Below are 23,492 nucleotides of genomic sequence, written 5' to 3' on the forward strand. Positions count from 1 at the left end.
TGAGTCAACGTACTTTTTCTCTATTTATTCTCAAATACCATTTTAATACAACAATTCCCTATTTTAGATAAGTAAATATTACTATAATTACTAAGTCACTTCCATAGGCCCCTAGTATTGAAATAAGAAATAGATATAGGAATAATGTTTTATTTTATTAACATAAAGAGTGTAGTTGGCAAATATGCCATGATATAACGAGGAAAATTGCAATTTTCCTCATGCAGAGGAAGAAGGTTTATCCATTTCTGCCGTTAAAAATGAAGGTGGTTGGAAAGCTATAGAAGTATTCGGTTGAGGAACTTTTGAGTAATAGATGAATTGAGACTTGCAGTTTCATTCAGGAGGGGAACAGTTTGGTTCCTTATTTAGGCAAAACAGCTCTCTTTTTAAAGTAAAACTACACATTTGCTTCATTTCGATTCTTTTTTTGCCTTTCTTCTATCTGTCTTAACACTCTCCAAATCGTGATGAGAGAATAAAACAGCAGCAGCATTAAGAAAAGCCCCCATTTGTTTGTATATTTGTAAATTCAAGTAATTCATTATGAGCCTTGTTCTCTTAGAAATAACACTACCAGTTCGTTTCCATATCGCTCTGCAAATGAGAGAGCAGTATTTCCTTCATCTTCTTTAACATTGATGTCTGCTCCTTTTTCCACTAAATACGATAAACGTATTTGGTTATTTTTAAATAGTGGTAAATCTGTTACCCTATTTAATATTTCTGGATGCTCATTGATGAAAATCGTCCAAGTACTATCCCGCTTAGCTAAAGTCATTTCTATTAAATGATTGTGCAAATAATTGGCATTTAATAAATTATTCTCATTTAAACAAGTTTGAATTAATTGAGCATAGTATAAGTCCCTTATAGTATTTTCTTCTGGAGTTAGTATAGTTTCATGGACACATTTTAGTTAAGTCCTTACAATGATTTTTGAGAGGAAGTGTCCGTCTTGGAACGTAAGAATACAGGTAAAAAATATAATAATGAATTCAATAAGACTATTGTAGATCTTTATCACTCGGGTAATTCGGTCAAAGAATTAAGCGGCGAATATGGCGTAACAGAAGTTACCATTTATAAATGGGTTAAAGAATTTACTCCAATCGGTTTAGGAGAAGAGTCCATGACTCCAAAGAAATTAGCCGCGATACAGAAGGAAAACCTTCGGTTAAAGAAGTTGAAATCTTAAAAAAGACTATGGCCATATTCGCGAAAAAGTAACCGAGACAGATCTTACCGAATTTATTGAGGAACACAAGAAACAATATCCCATACAGAAGATGTGTGAAATACTAGAAATCCCAAGAAGCAGCCATTATCAGTCCCTTCAAATAGTCGTATCCAATCGTGAACAGGAAAACCAAGAACTCACGAAGGAAATTCATCTCATTTACCTGGAAAGTAAGGGAAGGTATGGGGCTCCAAAGATTCATGAAAGCTTATTAACCAAAGGGTTTTCTCTAAGTCTTAAGCGTGTTCAATGTTTAATGAGCAAGGCAAGAAGATGGTTTTGGATATGTTGAGTAAACTGAGCCAAGATCCGTATGAAGAACTAAGCCCTCCGAGGGCTTTTGTGATAAGTGTGCGTTATTAAAAGCTTTTATGACCAGTTCTGTCGTCATTGAACGTGAAAATGAATACCCTACTATTTTCTTAGAATGAAGATCCAATACAGAAGCTAAATAACACCATCCGTCTTTTAACGTGTGGATATACGTGATGTCAGCTACCCATTTCTCATTAATGGTCTGGGTGGTAAAGTCTCGTTTAAGCAAATTTTCTAACTGAATAACCTTTTCTTTAGATGGATAAGGACGGTATTTTTTCTTAGTAATAGAACGAATATATTAAGCAATCCTTTAGCCAGAAAGGTTGCCCGTACGATAACGCCTGTATTGAATCCTTTCATGCGATATTAAAGAAGGAAGAAGTCAACCACGTACAGTATCTAAACTACAAACAGCAAAATTAACAATGTTCCAATTTATTGAAGGTTGGTATAACCGAAAAAGAATTCACAGCAGCTTAGGATATAAAACCCCACAAGGCATTGAAGATCAAATTAGAAATACAGCTTAAGATTTAACTTTTTTGTGTCCAAAATATTGACTCAAATTCATAGGATTTATTTAGGTTTTTCATAATTATTTAATTCTTGTATTTTGTTATAATGTTAAAACCATTGAAAATTATATTTATTTAACTATCAACGTTTCCAAAAATGACTCTGCCACCTCGCACCGATTGAATATCGAAGCCAGATGGCAGCATAGCCTTTTTTTGTTGTCTACTTGAAAGGGGTAAGTCCACTCTTATCCAAAAACAAGGGATTACGCTTTTTTGAATTAAATGGTAGAAAATACCTTAATTTTGTTATAATAAATTAACAAAATTTGTAAGAGTTGAGGAAATGGAAGGAATGATAATGTGCAAAAACGATGGGGTTTTTGGTGGATGGGTAACATATTTTGGATTATCATTTTTGTGATAGGGGCAGCTATTATTTGGCTAAGAAAGGTTGATGGCGCCGGTGTTACTCAAACACCTGAGCTTAAATCAGTGGCATTCATAGTTTTATTGATTGCGTTTATATTTCCATTAATTATTCAAGTTGTATGGCTAATTGTTAATTTGAGAATTGCCAGTAACAAATGATCAACATATCTTAAAGTGAAGACATAGATAAGAGATAGTTGTTTGGGGTATGTCAACGGTACCGGACCGAACCCGAAAGGAAGCGGGAGGATAAGGAGTTGACATACTCACTATGCAACCTTCTTGCAGAACCAAAACGTCCATCGTTTTGGCCTGCCAAACCGCTAATACTACTTGTATATCCTGTTTATCCTCTTCTGCTTCTATTAAAGTTTCGCCTAGTAGATTTACTACAGCTCTGTTCGATTTCAAAGCCACATCCTTAAGTTCCTGTTCCATTTACGGCAAGCCGCCATACCGAGCGAGCCGAAGATCAAAATCAAAAAATCAAAAGACTTACAACCAAAAGAAAAGAGCCCTCAAAAGGCTCTCAGCTTGTAGAGAAAGGGGTAATTTTTAAAAACTATTCATTTATACAGTAAAATCCCCCAGCTTTTCCTCCTTAGGTTCAACTATTTCCTCTATCTTTTTTAAATCTTCTTTATCCGAATCCATGGTCAAAGAGTGTTCTTTAGATATGTAAATATAAACAATCCCAAATAAAACGGCCAGTGACGCTAACCGAATGCCCCAAGTCATCGCTGCCTGTGAGAATAAAGAAATCTCTTCTCCTGCTGATCCTCCAACAATAAAAGCCACAACATATAAAAGACCCACCATAAAACCGAGAGCGATTGTTAAAAATGATGTATACGCATACGCTTTTTGAAGTACTGCCATGTTATTCCCTCCTTTATAATCCGAACACAGGCAGAATGCCCGTTAAAAGTATAATGCTCAAGACAATGTGCGCCACAACCCAAATGATCGTCAATTTCGTTGTTTTATAAAAGTCGGAGTTCGCAATCCCCATAGCGACAAATAAACCAAGAGCCAGTGGGGGTGTCATCCCTTCCAACGCACCTGTCATCGCCGGAAGCATTGCTGCAAACAGAATCGGATCACCGCCGAGTACACTAAACACTGAAATCATGGCACCACCCAAAATCGCCACCTGTGCCGTACCAGGCAAAACCATGCCCAGCACTGCAAAAAGTATCGGCAGGATAATAATGAGAGCGGTTACACTCATGTCCAAAGAAACAAACCATTCTTGGATGGCTTTTTCCGCGCCAATTCCTGCAAATGCCTGTGAAATTGCATAAGCAAAATAAATAGTTACCGCAATCGGCACAACTTTCGGCAAAGATTTACTAAAGATATCAACTAACTTTCCGAGTTTCAGCCTTCCAGAAGAAATCGATTTTCTTCCAATAAAAATGGCATACGCTCCAGCTAATCCAGGCGTAAACATCATAACAGAACTAGAGTAAGCGGCACTTCCTTCTTCTCCTAATCGTCCAATTAACAAATCTTTTGCCTGTGCATCAAGAAATAGCGGCAGGAAAATCAAAGCGGGGATTACAAAAGCGGCCCAGCCTTTTTTGAAACTGCCGGAAACAGATGGAATTTCCGCTGCCGGCATCGGTTGTACTTTATACACACGACACAAAATATAAAGAGTCATCCATCTTTGGATAAAGAACCAAGCACCAATCGAATATGCCGCAATCATCCACGCGCTGAGCGTCACAGCACCTGGAATCGTTTCTTCAATAATGCCATACGTTAAAAGGATAATCCCCGCTGGCGGAATGATATTGCCAAGCATACTGGCTGACATTTCAACGGTTGCCGCCAAATGAGGCGGAAACCCAGAGCGTTTCATCATTGGAATCGTAAAAACACCTGTTGCTGCCACATTCCCTGGTCCCGTGCCTGAAAGCGATGCCATAAATGTACTCGCAAGCAGCGCCACATATCCCGCACCACCTCGAAAACGACCAACAACAGCCAACATCAACTGAACGATGCTGTTCACCACTTTAGTTGCGTCAAAAATAACAGCGATGATCATAAAAGCAAAAATCGTGTAAAATAGACTGCTTGTCGATGGAAAAATCAAATACTCCCACGTTTTTTCCCACTGGCCAGACAAGCTGACAATCAGCAAAAAGGACAGCAGCATAATTTCATACATTGGCCTTTTAAATTTAATAAACATGACTGCCACAAATACGAGCAGTACCAGCAAAAAAACGATTGGCATCGGCACTCCAAACATACTTTTCCTCCTTTATTTAACAAAATTATCAGTTTGATATAACAACCAAATCCAGTGGTTATATCCACTTTTAGATGATTATATCAGATAATTCTGAATTGTAAATGTTTTTCAAGCGAATTCGGTCCTTTTCTCCCACTATCAAGTCTTTTAGGTTCATTATAGGTGAAACAATGGTATAATCTCTTATAATAAGTAAAGGAAGGTGACCATATGCTAACGCGCAACAGCTCGATTCCTTTATACGAACAATTGAGCCTTCTTTTTAAAGAAAAAATAGAATCCGGTGAGTGGGAACCAGGAAAGCAACTCGCTTCTGAAAGAGAATTATGTGAACTGCATGGCGTAAGCCGGATCACAGTCCGCCAGGCGATCGATATTTTGGAAAACAAAGGTCTGCTAAAGCGGACTCACGGAGTCGGCACATTTGTTGCTTCACAAAGCAAACTCGATCAGCCGCTCGGTGAATTAAAAAGCTTCCATAGAACGTTGATTCAAAAAGGCATTGTTGCCTCGACGAAAATCGTTTCTTACGAGCAGGCTATGAGCACGGTGCAAGTCGCTAAAGTGCTGAACATTGATTTAACCGATAAGGTAATAGAACTCCAGCTACTTGGCTATGGAGATGACCATCCGATTGTGTTTTATGACAGCATTTTTCCGGCACGCATCGGCGAAAGAATGCTTGCTGTAGCAAAAGAAGCCGAAGAAAACCAGATTCCCTTTTCTACTCTTGATCTTTATCGCGAAAAGCTTTCGATTAAGCCGACGCACCTAGAGCAAACATTTGAAGCCATTACAGCGGACACCCGCCTTTCTTCTATACTGAATGTGTCAGAAGGCTGGCCGATCTTTCAAGTAACATCTATTATGTACCATGATACAGAGCCTCTGGAATATCGTGAAGCCTTTTATCATGGTGACAAATACAGGTTTTTCATTAATCGCCCATTTCCTGATTCATTGTAAAAGTCCCGATCCACTCTTTCGGGACTTTTTTTAATTTTCAGAATTGACATTCAACTTTTAACGCGATATATTGTAATGAGTGGTTATAACACGTACTAAAACAGGAGGGGTCAAAATGAAAAAAGAGCTTAGAATTGTCAGCCCTAATGGTCACCTTGGTTTTGCACCAACGAAAGAAGAAAGTTTTAAAATTGCAGCAGCGACAAAACCAGATTACTACTGCTGTGATTCAGGAAGCGACGATATTGGTGCAGCCGCTCTCGGAGCCGACCGTTCCGTCAGCATGTATAAATGGCAAAAACACGATTTAGAACTGATGCTTCTTGCGTCTCGCGAACAAAATGTACCGATGCTTGTCGGTTCTGCCGGTGATTGTGGTTCCAACAGCCGTGTCGACTTATATGTACAGATCATTAAAGATCTTGCTAAAGAACACAACCTACCGCCATTTAAAATTGCTTATTTTTATTCAGAAGTAGAAGCATCTTACTTAAAAGATAAATTACAAAACAATATTGTATTAGAAGGTCTTGATGGCCGCAATGAATTAACAGAAGAAGAGATTGACCGCACAACCCGTATCGTTGGTGTAGCCGGAATCCATCCTTACATTAAAGCGCTAGAAATGGGCGCAGATGTTATTATCGGCGGACGTTCAAGCGATTGTGCGATCTTTGCAGCGCCGGCGATTTACGAAGGATTCCCAGAAGAGCATGCATACTATCTTGGGAAAGTTCTTGAATGCGCTTCCTTTTGTGCAGAGCCTTACGGAGCCAAAGAAAGCGTTATAGGCACAATCACACATGAAGATATCAAAGTAACGGCAATGTCCCCTCACCAAAGATGTACTATCGCAAGTGTTGCCGGCCACGCGATGTATGAGCGGGCTAACCCTTACTTCGAATACTTTGTAGGTGGAATGCTTGATATGACCAACTGTAAATACGAGCAGTTCGATGAAAAAACAACACGCATCACTGGCCAAAAATATGTGCCGATCGAAGGCGACATGAAAGTGAAATTAGAAGGCTCAGGAAAAGTCGGGGAAAAATACATCGGCATTGCCGGTGTACGTGATCCATATACAATCCAGAACATCGACAAAGTAATTGAACTTTGCAAAGAGCAAGTCGCTGAAGAGTTCCAAGGAATCGACTACCACTTGAATTTCCGCACGTTCGGTAAAGATGGCGTTATGGGTGACTTGGAGCCGGTAAAAGAAATTAAATCCCATGAACTGTGCATCGTTATCGAAGGGATTGCCGAAACAAAAGAACTGGCAGAAGCCGTCACATTAATGGGCACAAGACAAATTTTCTACGCACGGCTTCCTGAAGTAAAAGGCACAGCCGGAACAGCTTCATTCGTTGTTGATGAAGTGCTGCCGTCTACCGCTTCTTATTCCTGGACAATGAACCATACCGTGCCGGTACAAGACCCAATGGAATTATTTGATCTTCACATCGAAACCATTAATGAAGCCGTAAATGCATAAGGAGGAAAAAACATGGCCAAAAAATTAGAAGAACTCGCAAAAACAATTCGAAGTAAAAACGCGGGCACAGATAGAATTACATTCGATATCATTTTCCGTGAAAAAGAAAACTACGATCTAGTTCGAAACAGCGGTGCTCTCACCCGCACAACAGTTTCTAACCTTTTTAACATTTCAGAAGATAGAATCACCGATTTTGTCGAATTTGATCCGGCAAATGCAATCAAATTCACAATCAAACGCTCGGCACCAAGCGGAAGTCCAGGCGAAGGAGACATCTTCGGCTGCCAGCAGTACCCGCCTCTTCTGGATGTCATGGTCCCAACAGCTTAATTATTATTATCGAGCGAAACTGGACAGAAAGTGTGTCCAGTTTTTTCTGTTGACTGGACGTTCAACCGGTAAAACACCTCATCTGACCGGTAAACAGTAAAAATTGATACTATGCCACCTACCTATAAAGATAAGTTGTATAGAATGAAACTAATCCTTTCATCCCATGTTCTCGATAACTAGTTACCCATCTTTTCGATGACGTTGTGCTCATGTTTCGTTCTTGCGTAATCTATTGATACGATTTTTTTCCACCGTATATTTCGTCATAAAAAACTGCACCTCCAATTGTTATACGGTGTCTAACAATTGGAGGTAGGCTCTTTTTAATTATTAATTGCTTCAGTATGACGACAAAAAGGGTAGTGTGAACAACCAGAAAAACGGTTTCCGATAATAAAGGACTTAATGGACCTCCTCACTTTTATGAAAGTCCGCCTATCATAATGCCTGCTTGAAGGAATTTACGAATCAGTTTGAGAACTCGTTTATCTTCCCATGAGCTTGTCATGATTCACTTTATCGAAGAACTTCTCCAAGTCCATATCCACTACCCATGTATAACCTGTATGGAGCTGTATCCATTACTAACCACTTTTAAGGTGTATCCCATTCTATACCTCTTGTTTTTCACCATTCCCATTTCCTATCTTTTCATTAATGACTTCCATCCCCTCATGTCATCTAATGGCACCATTGAAGATAGTTGATCAGGAGTTGGAAACAAGCGAAGGGTTGCGATAGCTCCTTTGCATGAAACATCTTTAAACACTTGTCGCTACTCTGGAAAGACAACATCTACCCATCAATTTATTTGATTAATAGACATTACGAGACGATTAACAATCACATCACATTAGACATTAGAACTATAAGCTTCTCAAATGATTCTGATGATGGGCCAATAAAGGAATAGTAGCTGTTTTTGACATATCCGCGATAACGAGCGCATCTTTTTATCACTCTTAGATTGGGTATTATCACGATTCTCTTTATTCCTTTTAACTAAGTGGGGATTCACAGTAACTACCCCAATGTTTTGGTTATATAACCATTTTGAAAGGTTAATCCAGTAATGGCCTGTAGCTCCATACCTACTATTTTGCTGCATCTAAGTTTTTTAATCTTTTTAAATCATGAATCCAGTTTAATAGTTAAACGAACCCCTCTTTATTATTTTCAAATGTAATAGGGTCTCCAACTACAATTCCACGGAAGTTAATTGTAATTGTTGAGTGATATCCACACCAATAATAAGATGTATAACAGATATTCTTTCAATTAGTTGATTTTGTTTGTCTTGCATTTTAAAATTCATAATCAGGCCCTCCTTAAGACTCTGAGTTAGATTGGACTCTATACGCTTATCTTAATGAGGAGCTCTATTTTTTTCAAACCTGATATTTAACAATCTACAGGAATGCTATCCTGCACCTATAGTTCTATAAGAAAAAGAGCTGCCGAAGTGAACTCCTTATTGAAGTAAAGCACCTGATAGTTGAATAATAATGATTACATTCATGTTTCTTTATTCTGTAATAATAGTTTTTTAACAAAATTACAAAATTCTTCATTACCATGAACTTTAAAAATTATCTCATTCTCGAACTCAATTGATAACATCCATTCTTTATCCTTGCCTATAAGCCCAGTATAAGAAGTACCGCCTTCATCTGCAGTGTTTTCAGTCAATAGGTAATACAATGGAAATAATACAGATGTTTTATCCTGTCTCTTTAAACTATAAGTTCCAATGCTTTCTATTACCCGTGAAATATTATCGTGAACATTAACATTAAAATAATTACACCCCTCATTTATTCCAAACATTCTACATCCTTCTAATAAAGATTCATTTAAATCTTCTGGAGAAAATTTTGCAGGTTTTAGATTATGAACAACTGAATGGAAAAGAGTAAGGTGATTATTCAAATCAACCGAATATAAAACTGTACTTGTATTAAAAAAGTTATCTTCAAGGAAATCGTTTGGAAATATGTATTGTTCTAACCATTTTCTTATTTCTTTAGATTTCTCATTATCTAATGCAGTAGCTAATCGCACATTTCTTCTCTCCTCATGTTAAAGAAAAATAGTCCTTCTTTTGTAATTCCATTATATAAAATACATTATTACCTATGAAGTTGTTCAACTATCTGCCCCGAAAGTTGCATAAATAAAAAGATGCCTTAAATACAGCTCCGATCTTCAGCTAAAGTACCCGTTAGTTCATTAAGGAATAGCAATTTAATGGTATTGGAACCAAACAACCATCCTTTTTCCTTACTTTACTTTTGGTTTAAATTATTCGACCTTGGACTAAGTTAGCTCCAGGTGCTTTGGGAAAATCTAAACGTACAAGCCATGATTTTTCAGCAACTGTTTTAGGAAAAGGTTGGGCAGTTACTACATCCCACTTAGTATAGTCAAAGTCAAAAATAAATGTCATTACATATGTGTCTTTGTCGATCCCTATCTAATATTCGAAAGGTATAACAGATACATTTCTCCCAAATTCCGAAGATCTCCTTTTCTCTTCTTATTCAAGAATATAAGAACAAAAGAAAAGCAGCATGTCCCATTTCAAACAAGAGCTGGAAAACTATATCGAATACTATAATCACAAACGGATCAAGGCAAAATTAAAAGGATTAAGTCCGGTGCAATACCGAACTCAATCCTTAGAAGCAGCGTAAGTAAATAAAGTGTCTAACTTTTTGGGTTCACTTCAATTGGCTGCTTTGCTTTAAAGTCAATATGGATATAACTGATATCTTCATGTTAAATTGAGATTTCCCTCTCGTTTTCTCCAACCAAGTCAATCACTAACACTTACGATTGAATTTCCAAGGGTTTTGTTTCGGCCTTTTGATTGTACAATGGCAAAATGAAAAACATCCCTAGGATAAAAAAGAAAGCCGCGGTTTCAAATATGGCAACGAGTGAAAATTGCTCTTTCAACACTCCTGCAGCACTCATAGTCAAAACCATGGAGCCAGTAAACAATGGGCTTAAGATTCCATTGACTCTTCCGATGAACTCGCCTTCGGTCCTCTGTAATATCAATGTATTAATCCCAATTTGAATACAAGGCAGCATCAGTCCATTAAAGAACTCGGCAGCAAGTGTAACCCAAAGGTTTGTTGAAAGCCCCATTACCGCTATTCCAATGGCATTCACAAGCATTCCAAATGCTAATAATCTCTGAGGTGCCACCTTTTTGGCAAAAATCATCACTCCTGCTCCGCCTAAAATCATACCAACCCCATTCAACATAAATAACCATTGAAGATTTTCCTTAGGCAGACCCAGTTGTTCGGTAACAAGGAATATCGAGAGCGGCTGAATGAAGCCCAGTCCGAGCCCGGCTGCGAGAAAACATAAACCAAGCAGACTCAGTTCTTTTTTTCGCAACACGTAGCTCACTCCGCTTTTCATTTCCTGCCACAATGTTGTCTTGGCCTTTTGTTCATCAAGTATGCGATCTTTTGGAAGGAAAGCTAGTGCACCAGCTGAAAATAAAAACGCGAGGCCAGTTATAGCAATCGAGATATTGATCCCGAATGATTGGAAGGCAAATGTACCGAGAATCGGACCTAAAACCATAAATACTGCGAAAACGGTCTGATAAACTGACATCCCAGTTTGAATTTGACTTTCTGGCAAATGCATTTTAAATAGCTTCATGCCTGATGGCTGAGAAAATTGAGAAAGTATCGCCGAAATCAAAGTTGCGAAAAACACCATTTTCCAACTTCCGAGGATAAGCGTGGTAAGCACAGCAAATACGGATATTGCACTTAAAATATCACACCAAACCATCGTTTTTTTCGGGCTCCAGCGGTCAGCGAACGTCCCTCCAATAAATGAAAAAATAAAAATGGGTGCGAATTCCGCTACTGAAATCATTGAAATGGCAAAGGCATCTCCATTTGTCTTTTCCATGACGAATAACAAAACTGCAAAATTCCGCACCCATATCCCAATTTGTAAAAACAAGCCTGAAAAGATGATGGCCCGAAATACACGATTTGTAAATAAGTTAGGTTCATTATTACTCAATGTTACAGATGAGTTTTTTTCCAATATAAAAACCTCCTGTGAAATATCTGGACAGGAGGCAGTACAATACAAATTTAAAAAGGTATGATATCCCTAATTGAAGGAACACAATGATCTTTGTTTGTATTTTAATGTACAGACTAATCCTATCCAGAAAAAAAGATCGTATTTAACACGCATTTTTTCTTAAATAATAGGATTAAATGATCATTGTTTAAACGTTCCCCTTCCATTTTATGCTAAATTTATAATAATCCATTTAATCTGAAAAATCAAGATAAAAATTCAATTAAAAGAAAACCCTTTTATATTCTTAAGTTTTCAGGGTTTTTGCTGAGTAATGCTTCTGTACTTTGTACCACTTCGCCACAATTTTTTTCATGATCTTTTCCTGGAAGAGCCCGTGCAAGTGTATGCTTCTTATCAGTTCTCTAGCATACCTTCATAATTCGGATTCGCCTGTACAAGTAAATGAGAAGATGGCATAAGAATTTGATGCTCATGTAAAGCAGCCATCATCTCAAACCTAACACTTCTTGCTGTCTCAAAGTAATGTTCAGGTTTTACAAGCCCCACTATGCATAGTTCATATCCCACATATTTAAGATTCGGATTTAAATCCGTAATGCCAATGTATCTGAAATCCTCTTCAGGTGTACCATCCTCTAGCCTTAGAAGGCTATCGTCATATTTCTCATTGCAGATAAGACATATTTCTTCCAATAGCCGTTTTACCTTATCGGGATTTTCTTGGTAACTTACTGTTATGCGTTCAATGATTCGCATTCTACCTTTATTAAAATTTTGAATCGTCCTGATTTCACTGTGTGGGATGGTCAGCAATTTTCCTGACCATTCTCTGATCTGCATGAACCTGACACCGATTTCCTCTACAGTTCCGGAACTTGTCCCATTGAATGTCACAAAATTCCCTACACGGAATTCATTATCAGACAGCCTTACGAATCCCAATAGAATATCCTTAAGCATTTGCTGAGCGGCAAATCCGATAACGATTCCCACAATCCCCGCTCCTGCCAAAATTCCTTTTATATCTATGAACTGTCCAATCAAATAAATGAGGAAAATCACAGCTATGCCGTACCTGAGACTGGAACGAGTAACCCCCTGTATCGTTTTTTCCACTTCTTCCTCAAAAAAATCAGATCTTTTAAAGAACCATTCGACCATTTTATTTAAAATATAATATACCGCCAATAACAGTAAAGCTAATATAAAAAGCCTCATTAATAAGAATTCCTTCAAATAATCCAAAGCACGCTCCGTTAAATTCAAGATATCCATGTTCACACCTCTATTTCAACTTTATTCAGAATCGATTAAAATCCAATCATCATCCTTTCCTATTATCCCTTTATCCAATATAAGTCTTGTTTTAAGGCGATAGGAAACCCCACGCTTATAAGGCTCCTTTAATATAGGAAGATGAAAGTTAAAAGGAATTTCATTGCTTTCCCCTGACTCAATCTCACTTGAAGATAAAATGGTGCTCGTCTTAAGGGTATTTTCCATTCCCGTAGAATGAGTATCCATAATTAAATCACATTCGATCCTTCTTATTCTTTGCTCCTGGGTACCACCCTTAATCAAAAAATAGCCGTTTATTAATTCACCGGATTTATACGTATTTTTTGGAAGGATTAAATCTATTTGTGCTGAACCTATCCCTAAAAGTAATAAAGATTTTCTAAGTATCAAAGAATACACTCCATTTATATTTATTTTTTTTCTTTATCATCCCACAGATTTATACATTTCCTGAAGGGCTTCATCATCAGGACTACAAAAAAAACCTTTACCCATTTCGGTAAAGGTTTACTAATTGAAAATAGACCTTTACCAATAGGTAAGGTCTGGCTAACAACAATATGCTGCCAACAACACCGAGAGCGTTGAACTCCGTAATGACGACATTGTTGTAAAAGCTACTCCCCTTAGGAGAAAGTATTCAAGTATAATTTTTATCATACGTTAAGATCAGAAAGTTTGTCAAACCTTAATGTTTTATTATTTTCGGGCTCTAACCGGGAAATTCGGGTTCTTTGTACATATCTTAATATTAATGAAAATATAATGAATTAACCTGTCCTGTTATTGAAAAAGTATTATCTGCTGGGTTTTAAATAGGCCAGTTGGTGGAATAAGTATGTAACAGCCAAGTCCTTTCAAAAAGAATAAAGTGAACAAACGATGTATATAAAAAAATTTATTTAAAAATTAACAAGATTTCTCTTTTACTTACGCCAATCATGTTGTAATATAAATGTAACAATTGTAATATTAATTAAGTTTTCGTTACATAAGTATCCTATTAGGGATTGGGGAGATCAAGTATGAAAAAGTTTTTAAGTTTGCTATTATCCATCATCATTATTTCTTTCACATTAAGTGCTCAAGTTACCGCACAAACCACATCACAGAATTTATCTGACGCAAATGCATTAAAGATAGCCGATAATGCCAGCAAACATTTTTGGAATGCATTACATGGATACAAAAACCGTTCATGTTCACAAAAAACATTCACTTATAAAGGGACAGAGTTTTCATACATTTGCCAAGAGTTCAATACAAAAGATAAATTGACTAACTACTTAGAAGAGACATTTACTAATAACGCAATTGATAAAGGACTGACCAAATATAACTACATTACCCATAAAGGGAAATTAGCCCGTCCAATCGGAGACGGCGACAGCATGTTAGAGTGGAGAAAAGCAAAAATTAAATTGGCCTATCAAAAAACTAACGTTAGATCCTATAATTTAACTGTACCTACTGTCGACGGTGACTCGGTAAAAAGAACAGTTACCTTTTATAAGTCCGGATCAACGTGGAAAGTTAATCAATTCGATGCAGTTCAATAAAAAAGTGGGTTGAAATGTAACGCCTCATATGCTGTATAGTTAGTTAAAAACTATACAGCATATGAGGTGTTTTCTGTTTTCCCTTGTATCTTGAGAAATATCCATTCAGACAAGCCCACTTTTCCCTTCACAAAACATTTAAACAAAAAAAACACAGCTAAGATGCTGTGCCTTAACGGATTTTTACCTTTCGGAAGCCTTTATATGAATCGTAGGCGGCAAAAATGATGGTGATGAGTATGAGACCCCAGTAAATCGAGGTTTTCCATTCATCGATTGAGAATAGTGTTCTTTGGTATGCAAGGAATTCCGGGTTCAATAAATCAGGATTACTGATAATGATGATGAAAGTGAGAGTGGATAACAGCTGGTATATGGCATGAAATAAGGCTAGTTTCAGGGTCCATCGCCTTAAAAATAATTTATAAATCGCCAACAGCACCCCAATGATGACGACGCATGATACCAGCAGCCAATAGGAATTCAAGACTTCTTGATTGAAAGAAGGTGTCACGAAAATGAGACTGCCATTTCTTTTTTCATAGACGCCTAAGAGGTTTGCTGCATTGAAATAAATGGCTGCGAATACGGAAAGGCCTAACAAGCTTGCAAAAACCTCGATCATAGGGACCGCTTTTTTCTTTGAAATGTTCGGAATATCTTTTAAGTTTTCCGGTGTCCATGGTTTCAAGTCTTTTGTTAAAGGCGACTGGTCTTTTGAAGTATCCAAGCGTTCTAAAATGGCAAATGAAAGCGTTAACCAGAAAAACACTTGGATACCTGTACTGATGATACCTGATATTCCATTCCCAATTATTTTTAAAATTGCTTCCATAACCGTATTTCCCGTATCCCGAAACGGATTATCCCCTACTAACCCGATCAGTGAAATGACTGCAGCGATTGGTAAAATCATTTTCAACAGACTGATATAAACATCATAATAACGAGGCCCGATCAGATGCATTGGCCGATCACGATAACGACTTGCCAGTGTAACCGGATCTCCTAACTTTAAAAGTACCGCTTTCACGTCTTGCTCCGAATGATCTTCCGGAAGCATATCTTCGATTGTGGATTGAAGCTCAAGCGCAATATCCTCCCGGTTTTTTTCTGGCAGCCTGCGTGTCACTTCCTGAATATAAAGTTCAATCTGCTCCATCTTCTCCCTCTCCTTTTAATAATATATAAAGCTCTTGAGAAGTTTTTTCCCATTCTTCCTTTAACTGCGTGAAGATTTCTCCCCCATAATCACTTAAAGAATAGTACTTGCGCGGTCTACTTTCAGAAGTATCCCAGCTGCTGGTGACCAATTCTTGTTTTTCCAGGCGGCGAAGCAAAGGATATAAAGTACTTTGATCAATGGTAATTCCCGACTTCTCTAAACGCTGGACAAGCGAGTACCCATACTGAGGGGTTTTGAGCTGACTTAAAACAGCTAATGTCAAAGTGCCTCTGCGCAGCTCAGTGGTTAATGAATTCAGTAAAGTGCTCATCCAATCACCTCTTCTCTATACTATGTGACGTACACCATACCTTATACTATGTATCATACACTATTTTAGTTCTTACAACATCATAAAAATGAAAATATATTCTATTTAAGCATAAAAAAGAGAAGCGTTTCACGCCTCTCCGTTTTTCCATTATGTTAATATCACACAAGAATGATCCATAATATCATCGTCGTGATAATCGTGACTACCCCTTGTATTAAGGTTGCCATCGTTTGAGCTTTATAGGCATCCGTCACTTTCATCCCGCTAAATTGGGTGACCACCCAGAAGAAGCTATCATTTACATGGCTTACAGTCATAGCACCTGCACCAACAGCCATGACTACCAGTGCAAGTGGAACAGCTCCTTCAATACCCAAGGTTGGAAGCATGGGGGCAATCAAAGATGAAGTGATGACCAGGGATGCTGTGGAAGAACCCTGAGCTGTTTTCAACCCAGCAGCAATTAGGAACGGGACCAACAGGAACAAGGAGCCGCTAAAGATGCTGCCCATATCCCAACTTTGGATGATATCTGCAATCCCCGTATTTTTAATGACTGTACCAAATGCTCCGCCCGCCCCGGTGATCAATAAAATTGGCGCGGCATCCAATAAGGCTGCTCCTATCCAGTTTGTCAACGTTTCTTCATCGTATTTAGGCAGCAATGTCAGAGCTGCAATTACTCCAACGAGCAATGCGATGACCGGCTGGCCAAGGAATACGAAAAATTCGGCGATACCCCCCTTTGTACCAAAGAGCGTTAATACAGAACTGGCTCCAATCAGGACAATCGGTAAAACGATCGGTAAAAATGATTGAAATGCAGAAGGCATCTTGCCGAATGAACGGACAATTTCATCATAATCATAATCCAGGTGGCTTCTGTCATCTTCAACCTCTATCTTGGTCGCTACTTTCATTGACCATATATAACCAGCAAGTGCAGCTGGAATGGCCGTAATAAGACCAATCAAAATGACCGTCCCTAAGTATCCATCCGCTCCGATATTCCCGGCTGCTGCTATTGGCCCTGGAGTTGGAGGCACGAGTGTATGTGTCGCATACAAACCAGTTGCAAGCGCAACTGACATGGAAGCAACCGCTACTTTTGCGCGTCTCGCCAATGCTTTTCTTAAGCTCGATAAAATAACGAAACCTGAATCGCAAAAAACGGGTATGGATACGATAAAACCAATCATACTCATGGCAAGCTGCGGTTTTTTAGGACCGACAATCCTCAATACGACTTCAGCCATTCGTAATGCAGCCCCTGCCTTTTCCAAAATGGTCCCGATTATTGTCCCGAAAACGATTACAAGTCCAATGCTCGTCATCAGTCCGCCAAAACCGCCGTTAATATTCTCAACGATCTGATTCAGCGGCATTCCAGAAGCAAAACCCACAAATAAAGTGCCTAATAGAAGCGATAAGAACGGATGCAGCTTGAATTTAGTTGTCGAAAAAACAATTAAGAACACTCCAACTGCCAAAACAATAAATAACATACGATTACCCCCTATTTTTAATCGCTGCCAAAAAAGTCCGCATTACTTGTTCTGCTGAAGCTTCCAACAATTCAGCTCCTCTTTCCATTGCTTCCTTTAAAGGCATAGGAGCGTTCATCAAACTATGAACACTAGTTATTCCATGGTCATATAAAGCCTCAATACCAGTTCCGATTGATCCAGCCAAAACAAATACGGGAATATCATGCTTCTTCGCTTCTTGTGCAACTCCCATTGGTGTTTTACCTGAAGCAGTTTGGTAATCGATTTGGCCCTCGCCGGTAAAGACACAATCAGCATCGTACAGTTTTTCACCAAGTTTCGTATATTCCATAACAATATCGACACCCCTTTTTGTTTCCGCATGGAAAAAGGCTTGAAATGCACTTCCAATTCCACCAGCAGCACCAGCACCAGCTTTATCATGCAAGTGAATGCCTGTCTTGACTTCGACTAAATCAGCCCATGATGATAAAGCTTTATCAAGCATTTCAATCATGGCAGGGGTGGCCCCTTTTTGGGGTCCGAATACATTTGATGCCCCGTCCGGTCCGACTAACGGATTTTGAACATCCGAGGCAATCAAAAACTCGGAATCTGCAATTCTTGGATCAAAAGCCTCTGTATTTATTTCAGATACACGCGATAGTTCAGCACCCCCTAATCCCAACGAATTCCCTTCATCATCAAACACCTTCATTCCCAAAGCCTGAAGCATTCCAACTCCGGCATCATTGGTAGCGCTTCCACCGATCGCTAAAATGAACTTTCGACAGCCATCATTCAATGCTTTTTGAATGAGCTCCCCTGTCCCGTATGTAGTTGTTATCAATGGGTTCAACTCATCTGGATCGATTAGACATATACCGGATGCACTGGCCATTTCAATCACACATGTTTCCTGATCCCCCAAGATTCCATATGCTGCCTGAACGTCTTGGAGTAAAGGCCCTTTAACGGTCACTTCAACTTTTCGCCCATTTGTAGCTGCCACAAGGCTATCCATCGTACCTTCACCGCCATCCGCTGCAGGAACCAATTCAGTCTCGGCATCAGGCAGCGCCTTCCTGACCCCTCGCTCGATTGCTTTCGAAGCTTCTAATGCTGACAAACTTCCTTTATAGGAATCTGGTGCAATAACAATTTTCATGCTAAGGTCCCCTTTGAATTATTTTTATATTAGGTTAATTATAATCTTCGAAAATATTTTAATCATCGTTGAGTCTATACGAAAATTAGTATGACATATTAATGTTTTTTAGCTATTTTGTATAGAAAAAATTATCTTATAGAAGGTTTTCCGTTATTTTCCTGATTTCCTAAATTATAAGTGATACATTCTTTTAAAAGATCCGCTTTTCTCTTAGCGTTAAGCAGCCTATGATAAACTCGGATTACTATAACCTTTCAAATGGTTGGTGTTTGTTTAATTCAGTATATAGGCAGGATTGTTGATGCAACATTAATATTAGGGAGTTCAATATGAAAAAGATTATTTTTGGAAGTTTAATATTTCGGGTCTTCGGAATATATAGTGGAATTACTATTTAAATTACTTGATAAAAATTACATCATAAATCGGATTATGTAGTGGATTAATAGATTAATTAAACCATAGTATAATCAAATTCTTTAAAAAAAGAACTTGAAAAACATTTTAAATCGCATTACCTTATCTAAGAAAGGAGGACTAAATTATGAAAATAACTATTGAAGAATTATCTGAATCAAGGATTGCTTATTTCCGAAACGTTGGAGAGTATGGTGAGAAGCAAAACAAAGAGCTAATGGAATCTTTTAAAAAGTGGGCACAGTTGAATGGTGTTTTTGATAATTATACAATTTTAGGGATACCACAAGATAACCCAGAGGTTACTCCTAAAGAGGAATGTCGTTATGATGTTTGCGTTGTTATAAATAAAGATTTTAATGTGGCAAAACCAGCTCAAGTTGGTAAATTTTCTGGTGGGAAATACGCTGTTTTCTTGCTTGACCATACAAAAGATGCAGTCAGAGAATTTTGGTGCAATATTTTTTCTGAGATAGAAAAAAATAATCTATCAATAAGAGAACAACCAATTATAGAAAGATATACTTCACAAATGATTGATAATCATTTGTGTGAAATATTAGTTCCAATACAGTAATGAATGTGGGAAATATCCTACATTCTTTTTAAAGGATGAACAACATGACAGACCTGCTATGTCTTCCAGATCTAACAGCAATTGGACCAACACAAGAAAATGAAACCAATAAGATGTAAAGTTGAAGCGGTCTAACCACCTGAACGTTGTCCTGAATTCGGTTTTAACAAGCTGTACAACCACAGTTCAAGAAAGCAACTAATCATGGATTTGCGCATTCGTTTAAAGCGAGTGGGCTTACAACTGAACCGTAGAAGATATAAATGTAGTGAATGTAACTCAACCTTTTGGGAACGCCTTATATCCGTTGATGAAAAGCGTAGTATGACCAAAAAGCTGTTAGAATCCATCGAAGAGCAATCAATGTCTAAGACTTTTATAGAAGTTGCAAAAAGCGTTGGTGTTGACGAGAAGACCGTTAGGAACGTTTTTATGGACTATGTGGCATTCAGAGAACGTGAATACCCGTAAAACACGTCTTGTATTGACCAACGTAAAGGTAGAACCATCTTTGATATTAAGCCTAATCGAACAAAGTTATACAACGTCTTACAGAGATTGGTGATAGGCATTACATTGAATACGTCACAAGGGATATGTGGAAGCCCTACAAAGACGCAGTGGCTATTAATTTTTGCACAATCAAGTGTAACAGCACAAATAAAAGCTCTTGAATTGGCAAATCTCAAATTCATAATAAGTTGAAATTCTAACCGAAGCAAATGAACTCAAAACATAAATGGGATAATTCCACATGGAGTGCATACCCTTTTCTTTCCTCTGTAAAATAAAGTGTTAAGTATATCATTAAAATTAATTTGATGAATTCTTTCACGTTCATCTAATCTAAAGGGCATTAACCGATGTCTAGAAGTATGGATAAAGCTCTAAACTTAAAAAACCGCCATCAATTTGATGGCGGTACCTCGTTTTTTTACATATCTTCCTCGATCGTTTCAACAAGGATAAAAAGGAAATGAAAGATTAAATTAAAAGTTTCTTCTAATGATAGGTCTTCTCGAAATCCATTTACATTATCCAAGGCAAAATTCACATCCCATAGGCCATCGCCCTGGTTAAACATCAAGCTGAATGATCCAATGTCTTCTTGAAGTTCCTTTGTTAAATACGTTTTTAAAGCCTCTCCCATTTTTTTCTGGAATTTCAATCCGAACATCGCGTTATAAGTACCGAAAACATCATCCATTTCCAATGAAAGTGCCTCAACACCGATTAATTCGAACCATTTGGATTCAAAGTAAAGGAATTCTTCTTTATTATTTTTCAAATACTCGATCGATTGTGATAAAAATGCAGAGTTTTCTTCAGAAATCAATTCTTCACTCTCTTTATTACTACGCTCAATATATGCATCTGTAAATCGGGATGTATTTTCTTTTTCCACTATAGTGATATCTTCAGCGATTAATTTATGCTTTTCAACATAATCCCTTTCTTCTTTAAACAACTCAACCTTGTTTTCGATTATGGATTTTGATATGTATGATTCCATTTGTTTTTTTAACATGTTATGTCCTCCTAGTATCTTTTCAAGCTTTCGCAATATCAATCATAGCATATTCACTGCAGATAAAATAACTTTGTGAAAGAAATTACAATATCGGTTGTGGCAATCGTTTCGTGTCTTCGATATAGTAATGGTAGGTGTCATACATATGAGAGAAATGGGATGTTAAATATGCAAAAAATCATTGTAGTTGGAGCGGGGATTTTGGGAGCTTCCACTGCCTATCAGCTGGCTAAAAATGGGGCTGAAGTGACCATTATAGACCGCCAAGATGAAGGACAGGCAACATCTGCAGCTGCAGGAATCGTATGCCCATGGATATCCCAAAGGCGCAACCAAGCTTGGTATCTCCTTGCTAAAAATGGAGCGGCTTTTTATCCCGGCTTAATTGAAGAACTTGAACGGGATGGGGAAACCGAGACTGGTTATGCCCAAGTTGGGGCCATAAGTTTACATACAGATGAAGAAAAACTGAGTGCCATGAAGAACCGAGCGGCAAAACGGAAAGAAGATGCACCGGAAATCGGGACGATCACATTCCTTTCTCCAGAGGAAACAAGTGCCTTATTCCCGCCACTTTCCAGTGAATATGCAGCAGTTCACGTGAGTGGTGCCGCTCGGATCGATGGTCGCGCGCTACGTGATTCCTTATTACGGGCATCACAAAAAAACGGTACGAAACTTATTTACGGTGAGGCTATACTTAAATATAATGGTGCACAAGTGACAGGTGTAACGGTTGAAGAGGAATTCATACCTGCAGATAAAACGATTGTTTGTGCTGGAGCATGGGCACCAGAACTACTGAAACCTTTGGGTGTGAATTTTCAAGTCAGCTTCCAAAAGGCCCAAATCATTCATCTGGAAATACCAAATGCAAATACGAATAACTGGCCTGTAGTCATGCCTCCAAGTGATCAATATCTTTTAGCTTTCGATAATAATAAAATCGTTGCTGGGGCGACTCATGAAAATACGGAAGTTTTCGATAACCGAATGACCGCAGGGGGACTGCAGGAGGTTTTCAATAAAGCATTAAATACCGCTCCTGGATTGACAGACAGTACTTTTGTTGAAGCGAGGGTGGGCTTTCGTCCATTCACACCTGGATTCCTTCCGGTTATTGGTCCTTTGCCAGATTGGGAAGGAATAATCGTTGCCAATGGTCTTGGAGCATCCGGTTTAACAATGGGCCCCTATATTGGCTCCCAATTAGCAAACCTCGCACTTGACAGAAAAATGGATATCGATTTAGAAAAGTATGATGTAAGAGGTGCAATATTAATATAAATACGATGTATACACTCAACTGACCCTGGAACTTTCCTAGGTCAGTTTTTTTTCAAATGGCCCCTCCCACTCGTATTAAACATCGTTGTTAACGTATGTTCTTTCTCTAAAGGAAATTGTTTAAGCCACAAATAACCAACAACAATAAATAATTTTTTGTCTCATATCGAGAACGTTTCCTTTTTATGTGATTTGTTTCGAAAAATAACGCTGTAACATCATTCGCATTTGCTCTTTATTTTCTGCAAATTGCTTATGTCGATGACCATTTCCTCCAGATGGATGAGGAAACCCTAGAAGTATGTTGTTTGAATCCAAATAATCTTGGCCCGCTAAATAGTTTAATACCTTGGAGACATTAACGCCTAAAGGAATAATTAGCGGGCGATCGATGGCACCTATTTCGGTAGCAAAGCCTTCCATTATATTTTTCTTAAGAAACTCGGTCTTTAATATGTTCGGAGTTGTTCCGTTGTAATTTTTCCCGTTATAAAAGACAGGATAGGTTAAAACAGAGGTAGTATGAACGATGTGACTAGCTTCGTTAAATAGATCCAGAGTGGAGGATATGCCTAAGTATATATGTAACTCAAGCTCATCTAGCATTTGAATCAAATTTTTTCTCATCGATCCTTCAAAGCTGGAATTCTTTTTTACTTCGTGTAGGATCTCTTCATCGCTATGTATGTACTCTAAGTTAATTACGGTTGAATACGATTTTTTCATTTGATGTAAACCAGGAGTGATTCCGACAATTACCACTTTGGCCCGTTCATTTACATATTCGAAAGGTGCATAATAAATTTCGAGTTTTTTCTTTTCATCTCTTTCAAGCAAAAATTGCTCGCTCTGTATCATTTCATCTGTAAAGGCAGCAGGTAAAGCGTTAATTAAGTTCTTAAAATGCGTAAAATTTGAAAATTTAGCGATCCCCATAAAACACTATCCCCTTTTTTATAAATTAATAATTCAAATTATCTCTTTCTTTGTTTAACTACCTTACCGATT

The 23,492-nt window shown here is 38.0% G+C and carries 24 protein-coding genes and 5 pseudogenes; 12 read left to right on the top strand and 17 right to left on the bottom strand.

The window, feature by feature from the left end; translation table 11 throughout:
* Nucleotides 1-544 precede the first annotated feature (544 nt).
* A complete protein-coding gene (locus ACQKKK_RS16230; protein WP_427617284.1) occupies nt 545-802 on the bottom strand; it encodes a hypothetical protein in 258 nt (85 codons plus the stop codon).
* 156 nt (nt 803-958) lie between these two features.
* Between ACQKKK_RS16230 and ACQKKK_RS16235 the strand changes: the two genes are divergently transcribed.
* Both ACQKKK_RS16235 and ACQKKK_RS16240 read left to right on the top strand, forming a co-directional pair.
* Nucleotides 959-1,198, top strand: coding sequence for a transposase (locus ACQKKK_RS16235; protein WP_427617286.1), 240 nt, complete (start codon nt 959-961; stop codon nt 1,196-1,198).
* Between the two features lie 91 nt (nt 1,199-1,289).
* A complete protein-coding gene (locus tag ACQKKK_RS16240; RefSeq protein ID WP_427617288.1) occupies nt 1,290-1,532 on the top strand; it encodes an IS3 family transposase in 243 nt (80 codons plus the stop codon).
* Here the strand turns inward: ACQKKK_RS16240 and ACQKKK_RS16245 are convergent.
* Nucleotides 1,494-1,784 carry a transposase gene (locus tag ACQKKK_RS16245; protein WP_427617290.1) on the bottom strand — a complete coding sequence of 97 codons (291 nt, stop codon included), beginning with the start codon at nt 1,782-1,784 and terminating at the stop codon, nt 1,494-1,496. The two genes, ACQKKK_RS16240 and ACQKKK_RS16245, sit on opposite strands and share 39 nt — an antisense overlap.
* Before the next feature lie 71 nt (nt 1,785-1,855).
* Here ACQKKK_RS16245 and ACQKKK_RS16250 point away from each other — a divergent pair.
* Together ACQKKK_RS16250 and ACQKKK_RS16255 are read left to right on the top strand one after the other, a co-directional pair.
* Nucleotides 1,856-2,088, top strand: a pseudogene (locus ACQKKK_RS16250) (integrase core domain-containing protein); the annotation flags it as partial.
* Nucleotides 2,089-2,436: 348 nt separating this feature from the next.
* Nucleotides 2,437-2,664 carry a DUF3923 family protein gene (locus tag ACQKKK_RS16255; RefSeq protein WP_427617292.1) on the top strand — a complete coding sequence of 76 codons (228 nt, stop codon included), beginning with the start codon at nt 2,437-2,439 and terminating at the stop codon, nt 2,662-2,664.
* Here the strand turns inward: ACQKKK_RS16255 and ACQKKK_RS16260 are convergent, their stop codons facing one another.
* From ACQKKK_RS16260 to ACQKKK_RS16270, 3 genes are all read right to left on the bottom strand, one after another.
* Nucleotides 2,665-2,943: a hypothetical protein gene (locus ACQKKK_RS16260; protein WP_427617294.1), complete on the bottom strand. Its 279-nt coding sequence runs from the start codon at nt 2,941-2,943 to the stop codon at nt 2,665-2,667.
* Between the two features lie 132 nt (nt 2,944-3,075).
* Nucleotides 3,076-3,384: a hypothetical protein gene (locus tag ACQKKK_RS16265; RefSeq protein WP_427617296.1), complete on the bottom strand. Its 309-nt coding sequence runs from the start codon at nt 3,382-3,384 to the stop codon at nt 3,076-3,078.
* Nucleotides 3,385-3,397: 13 nt separating this feature from the next.
* The gene (locus ACQKKK_RS16270; protein WP_427617298.1) at nt 3,398-4,768 is read right to left on the bottom strand and encodes a TRAP transporter large permease subunit; all 1,371 of its coding nucleotides are present in this window, start codon (nt 4,766-4,768) and stop codon (nt 3,398-3,400) included.
* Between the two features lie 213 nt (nt 4,769-4,981).
* Here ACQKKK_RS16270 and ACQKKK_RS16275 point away from each other — a divergent pair, with 213 nt between their 5' ends.
* The 3 genes from ACQKKK_RS16275 to ACQKKK_RS16285 all read left to right on the top strand — a co-directional run bounded on the left by ACQKKK_RS16275 (nt 4,982) and on the right by ACQKKK_RS16285 (nt 7,565).
* Nucleotides 4,982-5,737 carry a GntR family transcriptional regulator gene (locus tag ACQKKK_RS16275; RefSeq protein ID WP_427617300.1) on the top strand — a complete coding sequence of 252 codons (756 nt, stop codon included), beginning with the start codon at nt 4,982-4,984 and terminating at the stop codon, nt 5,735-5,737.
* Nucleotides 5,738-5,852: 115 nt separating this feature from the next.
* Nucleotides 5,853-7,232: an acyclic terpene utilization AtuA family protein gene (locus tag ACQKKK_RS16280; RefSeq protein ID WP_427617302.1), complete on the top strand. Its 1,380-nt coding sequence runs from the start codon at nt 5,853-5,855 to the stop codon at nt 7,230-7,232.
* Between the two features lie 12 nt (nt 7,233-7,244).
* Nucleotides 7,245-7,565 carry a DUF4387 domain-containing protein gene (locus ACQKKK_RS16285; RefSeq protein ID WP_427617304.1) on the top strand — a complete coding sequence of 107 codons (321 nt, stop codon included), beginning with the start codon at nt 7,245-7,247 and terminating at the stop codon, nt 7,563-7,565.
* Between the two features lie 430 nt (nt 7,566-7,995).
* Here the strand turns inward: ACQKKK_RS16285 and ACQKKK_RS16290 are convergent.
* From ACQKKK_RS16290 to ACQKKK_RS16300, 3 genes and pseudogenes are all read right to left on the bottom strand, one after another.
* Nucleotides 7,996-8,140: pseudogene (locus ACQKKK_RS16290) on the bottom strand (group II intron reverse transcriptase/maturase); the annotation flags it as partial.
* A 74-nt stretch (nt 8,141-8,214) separates the two neighbouring features.
* Nucleotides 8,215-8,883 (bottom strand): annotated as a pseudogene (locus tag ACQKKK_RS16295) (IS110 family transposase); the annotation flags it as partial.
* A gap of 200 nt (nt 8,884-9,083) precedes the next feature.
* Nucleotides 9,084-9,629 carry a hypothetical protein gene (locus ACQKKK_RS16300; RefSeq protein ID WP_427617306.1) on the bottom strand — a complete coding sequence of 182 codons (546 nt, stop codon included), beginning with the start codon at nt 9,627-9,629 and terminating at the stop codon, nt 9,084-9,086.
* 506 nt (nt 9,630-10,135) lie between these two features.
* On the opposite strand from ACQKKK_RS16300, the pseudogene ACQKKK_RS16305 reads away from it, so the two are divergent.
* Nucleotides 10,136-10,261, top strand: a pseudogene (locus ACQKKK_RS16305) (IS3 family transposase); the annotation flags it as partial.
* Between the two features lie 136 nt (nt 10,262-10,397).
* On the opposite strand, the gene ACQKKK_RS16310 reads toward ACQKKK_RS16305, so the two are convergent.
* The 3 genes from ACQKKK_RS16310 to ACQKKK_RS16320 form a co-directional block, all read right to left on the bottom strand.
* The gene (locus ACQKKK_RS16310) at nt 10,398-11,651 is read right to left on the bottom strand and encodes an MFS transporter (protein WP_427617308.1); all 1,254 of its coding nucleotides are present in this window, start codon (nt 11,649-11,651) and stop codon (nt 10,398-10,400) included.
* 399 nt (nt 11,652-12,050) lie between these two features.
* A complete protein-coding gene (locus tag ACQKKK_RS16315; RefSeq protein WP_427617310.1) occupies nt 12,051-12,932 on the bottom strand; it encodes a mechanosensitive ion channel family protein in 882 nt (293 codons plus the stop codon).
* Nucleotides 12,933-12,953: 21 nt separating this feature from the next.
* Complete coding sequence (locus ACQKKK_RS16320) at nt 12,954-13,346, bottom strand: sporulation protein (protein WP_427617312.1); 393 nt, start codon at nt 13,344-13,346, stop codon at nt 12,954-12,956.
* Nucleotides 13,347-13,981: 635 nt separating this feature from the next.
* Between ACQKKK_RS16320 and ACQKKK_RS16325 the strand changes: the two genes are divergently transcribed.
* The gene (locus tag ACQKKK_RS16325) at nt 13,982-14,515 is read left to right on the top strand and encodes an IseA DL-endopeptidase inhibitor family protein (protein ID WP_427617314.1); all 534 of its coding nucleotides are present in this window, start codon (nt 13,982-13,984) and stop codon (nt 14,513-14,515) included.
* Nucleotides 14,516-14,687: 172 nt separating this feature from the next.
* Here the strand turns inward: ACQKKK_RS16325 and ACQKKK_RS16330 are convergent, their stop codons facing one another.
* The 4 genes from ACQKKK_RS16330 to ACQKKK_RS16345 form a co-directional block, all read right to left on the bottom strand.
* Nucleotides 14,688-15,677 carry an HAAS signaling domain-containing protein gene (locus ACQKKK_RS16330; protein ID WP_427617315.1) on the bottom strand — a complete coding sequence of 330 codons (990 nt, stop codon included), beginning with the start codon at nt 15,675-15,677 and terminating at the stop codon, nt 14,688-14,690.
* Nucleotides 15,664-16,011 (bottom strand): PadR family transcriptional regulator, encoded by a 348-nt coding sequence (locus ACQKKK_RS16335; protein WP_034306796.1) that lies wholly within the window; start codon nt 16,009-16,011, stop codon nt 15,664-15,666. The genes ACQKKK_RS16330 and ACQKKK_RS16335 overlap by 14 nt, the downstream gene beginning before the upstream one ends.
* Before the next feature lie 161 nt (nt 16,012-16,172).
* Nucleotides 16,173-17,519 (bottom strand): GntP family permease, encoded by a 1,347-nt coding sequence (locus tag ACQKKK_RS16340; RefSeq protein WP_427617317.1) that lies wholly within the window; start codon nt 17,517-17,519, stop codon nt 16,173-16,175.
* A gap of 4 nt (nt 17,520-17,523) precedes the next feature.
* Nucleotides 17,524-18,669, bottom strand: coding sequence for a glycerate kinase (locus ACQKKK_RS16345; RefSeq protein ID WP_427617319.1), 1,146 nt, complete (start codon nt 18,667-18,669; stop codon nt 17,524-17,526).
* Nucleotides 18,670-19,216: 547 nt separating this feature from the next.
* On the opposite strand from ACQKKK_RS16345, the gene ACQKKK_RS16350 reads away from it, so the two are divergent.
* On the top strand, nt 19,217-19,666 hold the full coding sequence (locus ACQKKK_RS16350) for an AraC family transcriptional regulator (protein ID WP_427617321.1): 450 nt from the start codon (nt 19,217-19,219) through the stop codon (nt 19,664-19,666).
* Between the two features lie 44 nt (nt 19,667-19,710).
* Nucleotides 19,711-20,289 (top strand): annotated as a pseudogene (locus ACQKKK_RS16355) (transposase family protein); the annotation flags it as partial.
* Between the two features lie 311 nt (nt 20,290-20,600).
* Here ACQKKK_RS16355 and ACQKKK_RS16360 read toward each other — a convergent pair.
* On the bottom strand, nt 20,601-21,194 hold the full coding sequence (locus ACQKKK_RS16360; RefSeq protein ID WP_427617323.1) for a branched-chain amino acid aminotransferase: 594 nt from the start codon (nt 21,192-21,194) through the stop codon (nt 20,601-20,603).
* Between the two features lie 171 nt (nt 21,195-21,365).
* On the opposite strand from ACQKKK_RS16360, the gene ACQKKK_RS16365 reads away from it, so the two are divergent.
* Nucleotides 21,366-22,484 (top strand): NAD(P)/FAD-dependent oxidoreductase, encoded by a 1,119-nt coding sequence (locus tag ACQKKK_RS16365; RefSeq protein ID WP_427617324.1) that lies wholly within the window; start codon nt 21,366-21,368, stop codon nt 22,482-22,484.
* Nucleotides 22,485-22,667: 183 nt separating this feature from the next.
* On the opposite strand, the gene ACQKKK_RS16370 is transcribed toward ACQKKK_RS16365, so the two are convergent.
* Entirely contained in the window at nt 22,668-23,420 is a 753-nt protein-coding gene (locus tag ACQKKK_RS16370) for a uracil-DNA glycosylase family protein (protein ID WP_427617326.1), read from the bottom strand.
* Nucleotides 23,421-23,492 lie beyond the last annotated feature (72 nt).

Origin of the sequence: Peribacillus sp. NPDC006672, from assembly GCF_050274955.1 — a bacterium.
GTDB lineage: Bacteria > Bacillota > Bacilli > Bacillales > DSM-1321 > Peribacillus.

What these genes read in the sequence shown, in the direction of transcription:
- ACQKKK_RS16240 (WP_427617288.1), top strand. Translation starts at nt 1,290, where the DNA reads ATGTGTGAAATACTAGAAATCCCAAGAAGCAGCCATTATCAGTCCCTT.
- ACQKKK_RS16260 (WP_427617294.1), bottom strand. Translation starts at nt 2,943, where the DNA reads ATGGAACAGGAACTTAAGGATGTGGCTTTGAAATCGAACAGAGCTGTA.
- ACQKKK_RS16265 (WP_427617296.1), bottom strand. Translation starts at nt 3,384, where the DNA reads ATGGCAGTACTTCAAAAAGCGTATGCGTATACATCATTTTTAACAATC.
- ACQKKK_RS16270 (WP_427617298.1), bottom strand. Translation starts at nt 4,768, where the DNA reads ATGTTTGGAGTGCCGATGCCAATCGTTTTTTTGCTGGTACTGCTCGTA.
- ACQKKK_RS16275 (WP_427617300.1), top strand. Translation starts at nt 4,982, where the DNA reads ATGCTAACGCGCAACAGCTCGATTCCTTTATACGAACAATTGAGCCTT.
- ACQKKK_RS16280 (WP_427617302.1), top strand. Translation starts at nt 5,853, where the DNA reads ATGAAAAAAGAGCTTAGAATTGTCAGCCCTAATGGTCACCTTGGTTTT.
- ACQKKK_RS16285 (WP_427617304.1), top strand. Translation starts at nt 7,245, where the DNA reads ATGGCCAAAAAATTAGAAGAACTCGCAAAAACAATTCGAAGTAAAAAC.
- ACQKKK_RS16315 (WP_427617310.1), bottom strand. Translation starts at nt 12,932, where the DNA reads ATGGATATCTTGAATTTAACGGAGCGTGCTTTGGATTATTTGAAGGAA.
- ACQKKK_RS16325 (WP_427617314.1), top strand. Translation starts at nt 13,982, where the DNA reads ATGAAAAAGTTTTTAAGTTTGCTATTATCCATCATCATTATTTCTTTC.
- ACQKKK_RS16330 (WP_427617315.1), bottom strand. Translation starts at nt 15,677, where the DNA reads ATGGAGCAGATTGAACTTTATATTCAGGAAGTGACACGCAGGCTGCCA.
- ACQKKK_RS16335 (WP_034306796.1), bottom strand. Translation starts at nt 16,011, where the DNA reads ATGAGCACTTTACTGAATTCATTAACCACTGAGCTGCGCAGAGGCACT.
- ACQKKK_RS16340 (WP_427617317.1), bottom strand. Translation starts at nt 17,519, where the DNA reads ATGTTATTTATTGTTTTGGCAGTTGGAGTGTTCTTAATTGTTTTTTCG.
- ACQKKK_RS16345 (WP_427617319.1), bottom strand. Translation starts at nt 18,669, where the DNA reads ATGAAAATTGTTATTGCACCAGATTCCTATAAAGGAAGTTTGTCAGCA.
- ACQKKK_RS16350 (WP_427617321.1), top strand. Translation starts at nt 19,217, where the DNA reads ATGAAAATAACTATTGAAGAATTATCTGAATCAAGGATTGCTTATTTC.
- ACQKKK_RS16360 (WP_427617323.1), bottom strand. Translation starts at nt 21,194, where the DNA reads ATGTTAAAAAAACAAATGGAATCATACATATCAAAATCCATAATCGAA.
- ACQKKK_RS16365 (WP_427617324.1), top strand. Translation starts at nt 21,366, where the DNA reads ATGCAAAAAATCATTGTAGTTGGAGCGGGGATTTTGGGAGCTTCCACT.
- ACQKKK_RS16370 (WP_427617326.1), bottom strand. Translation starts at nt 23,420, where the DNA reads ATGGGGATCGCTAAATTTTCAAATTTTACGCATTTTAAGAACTTAATT.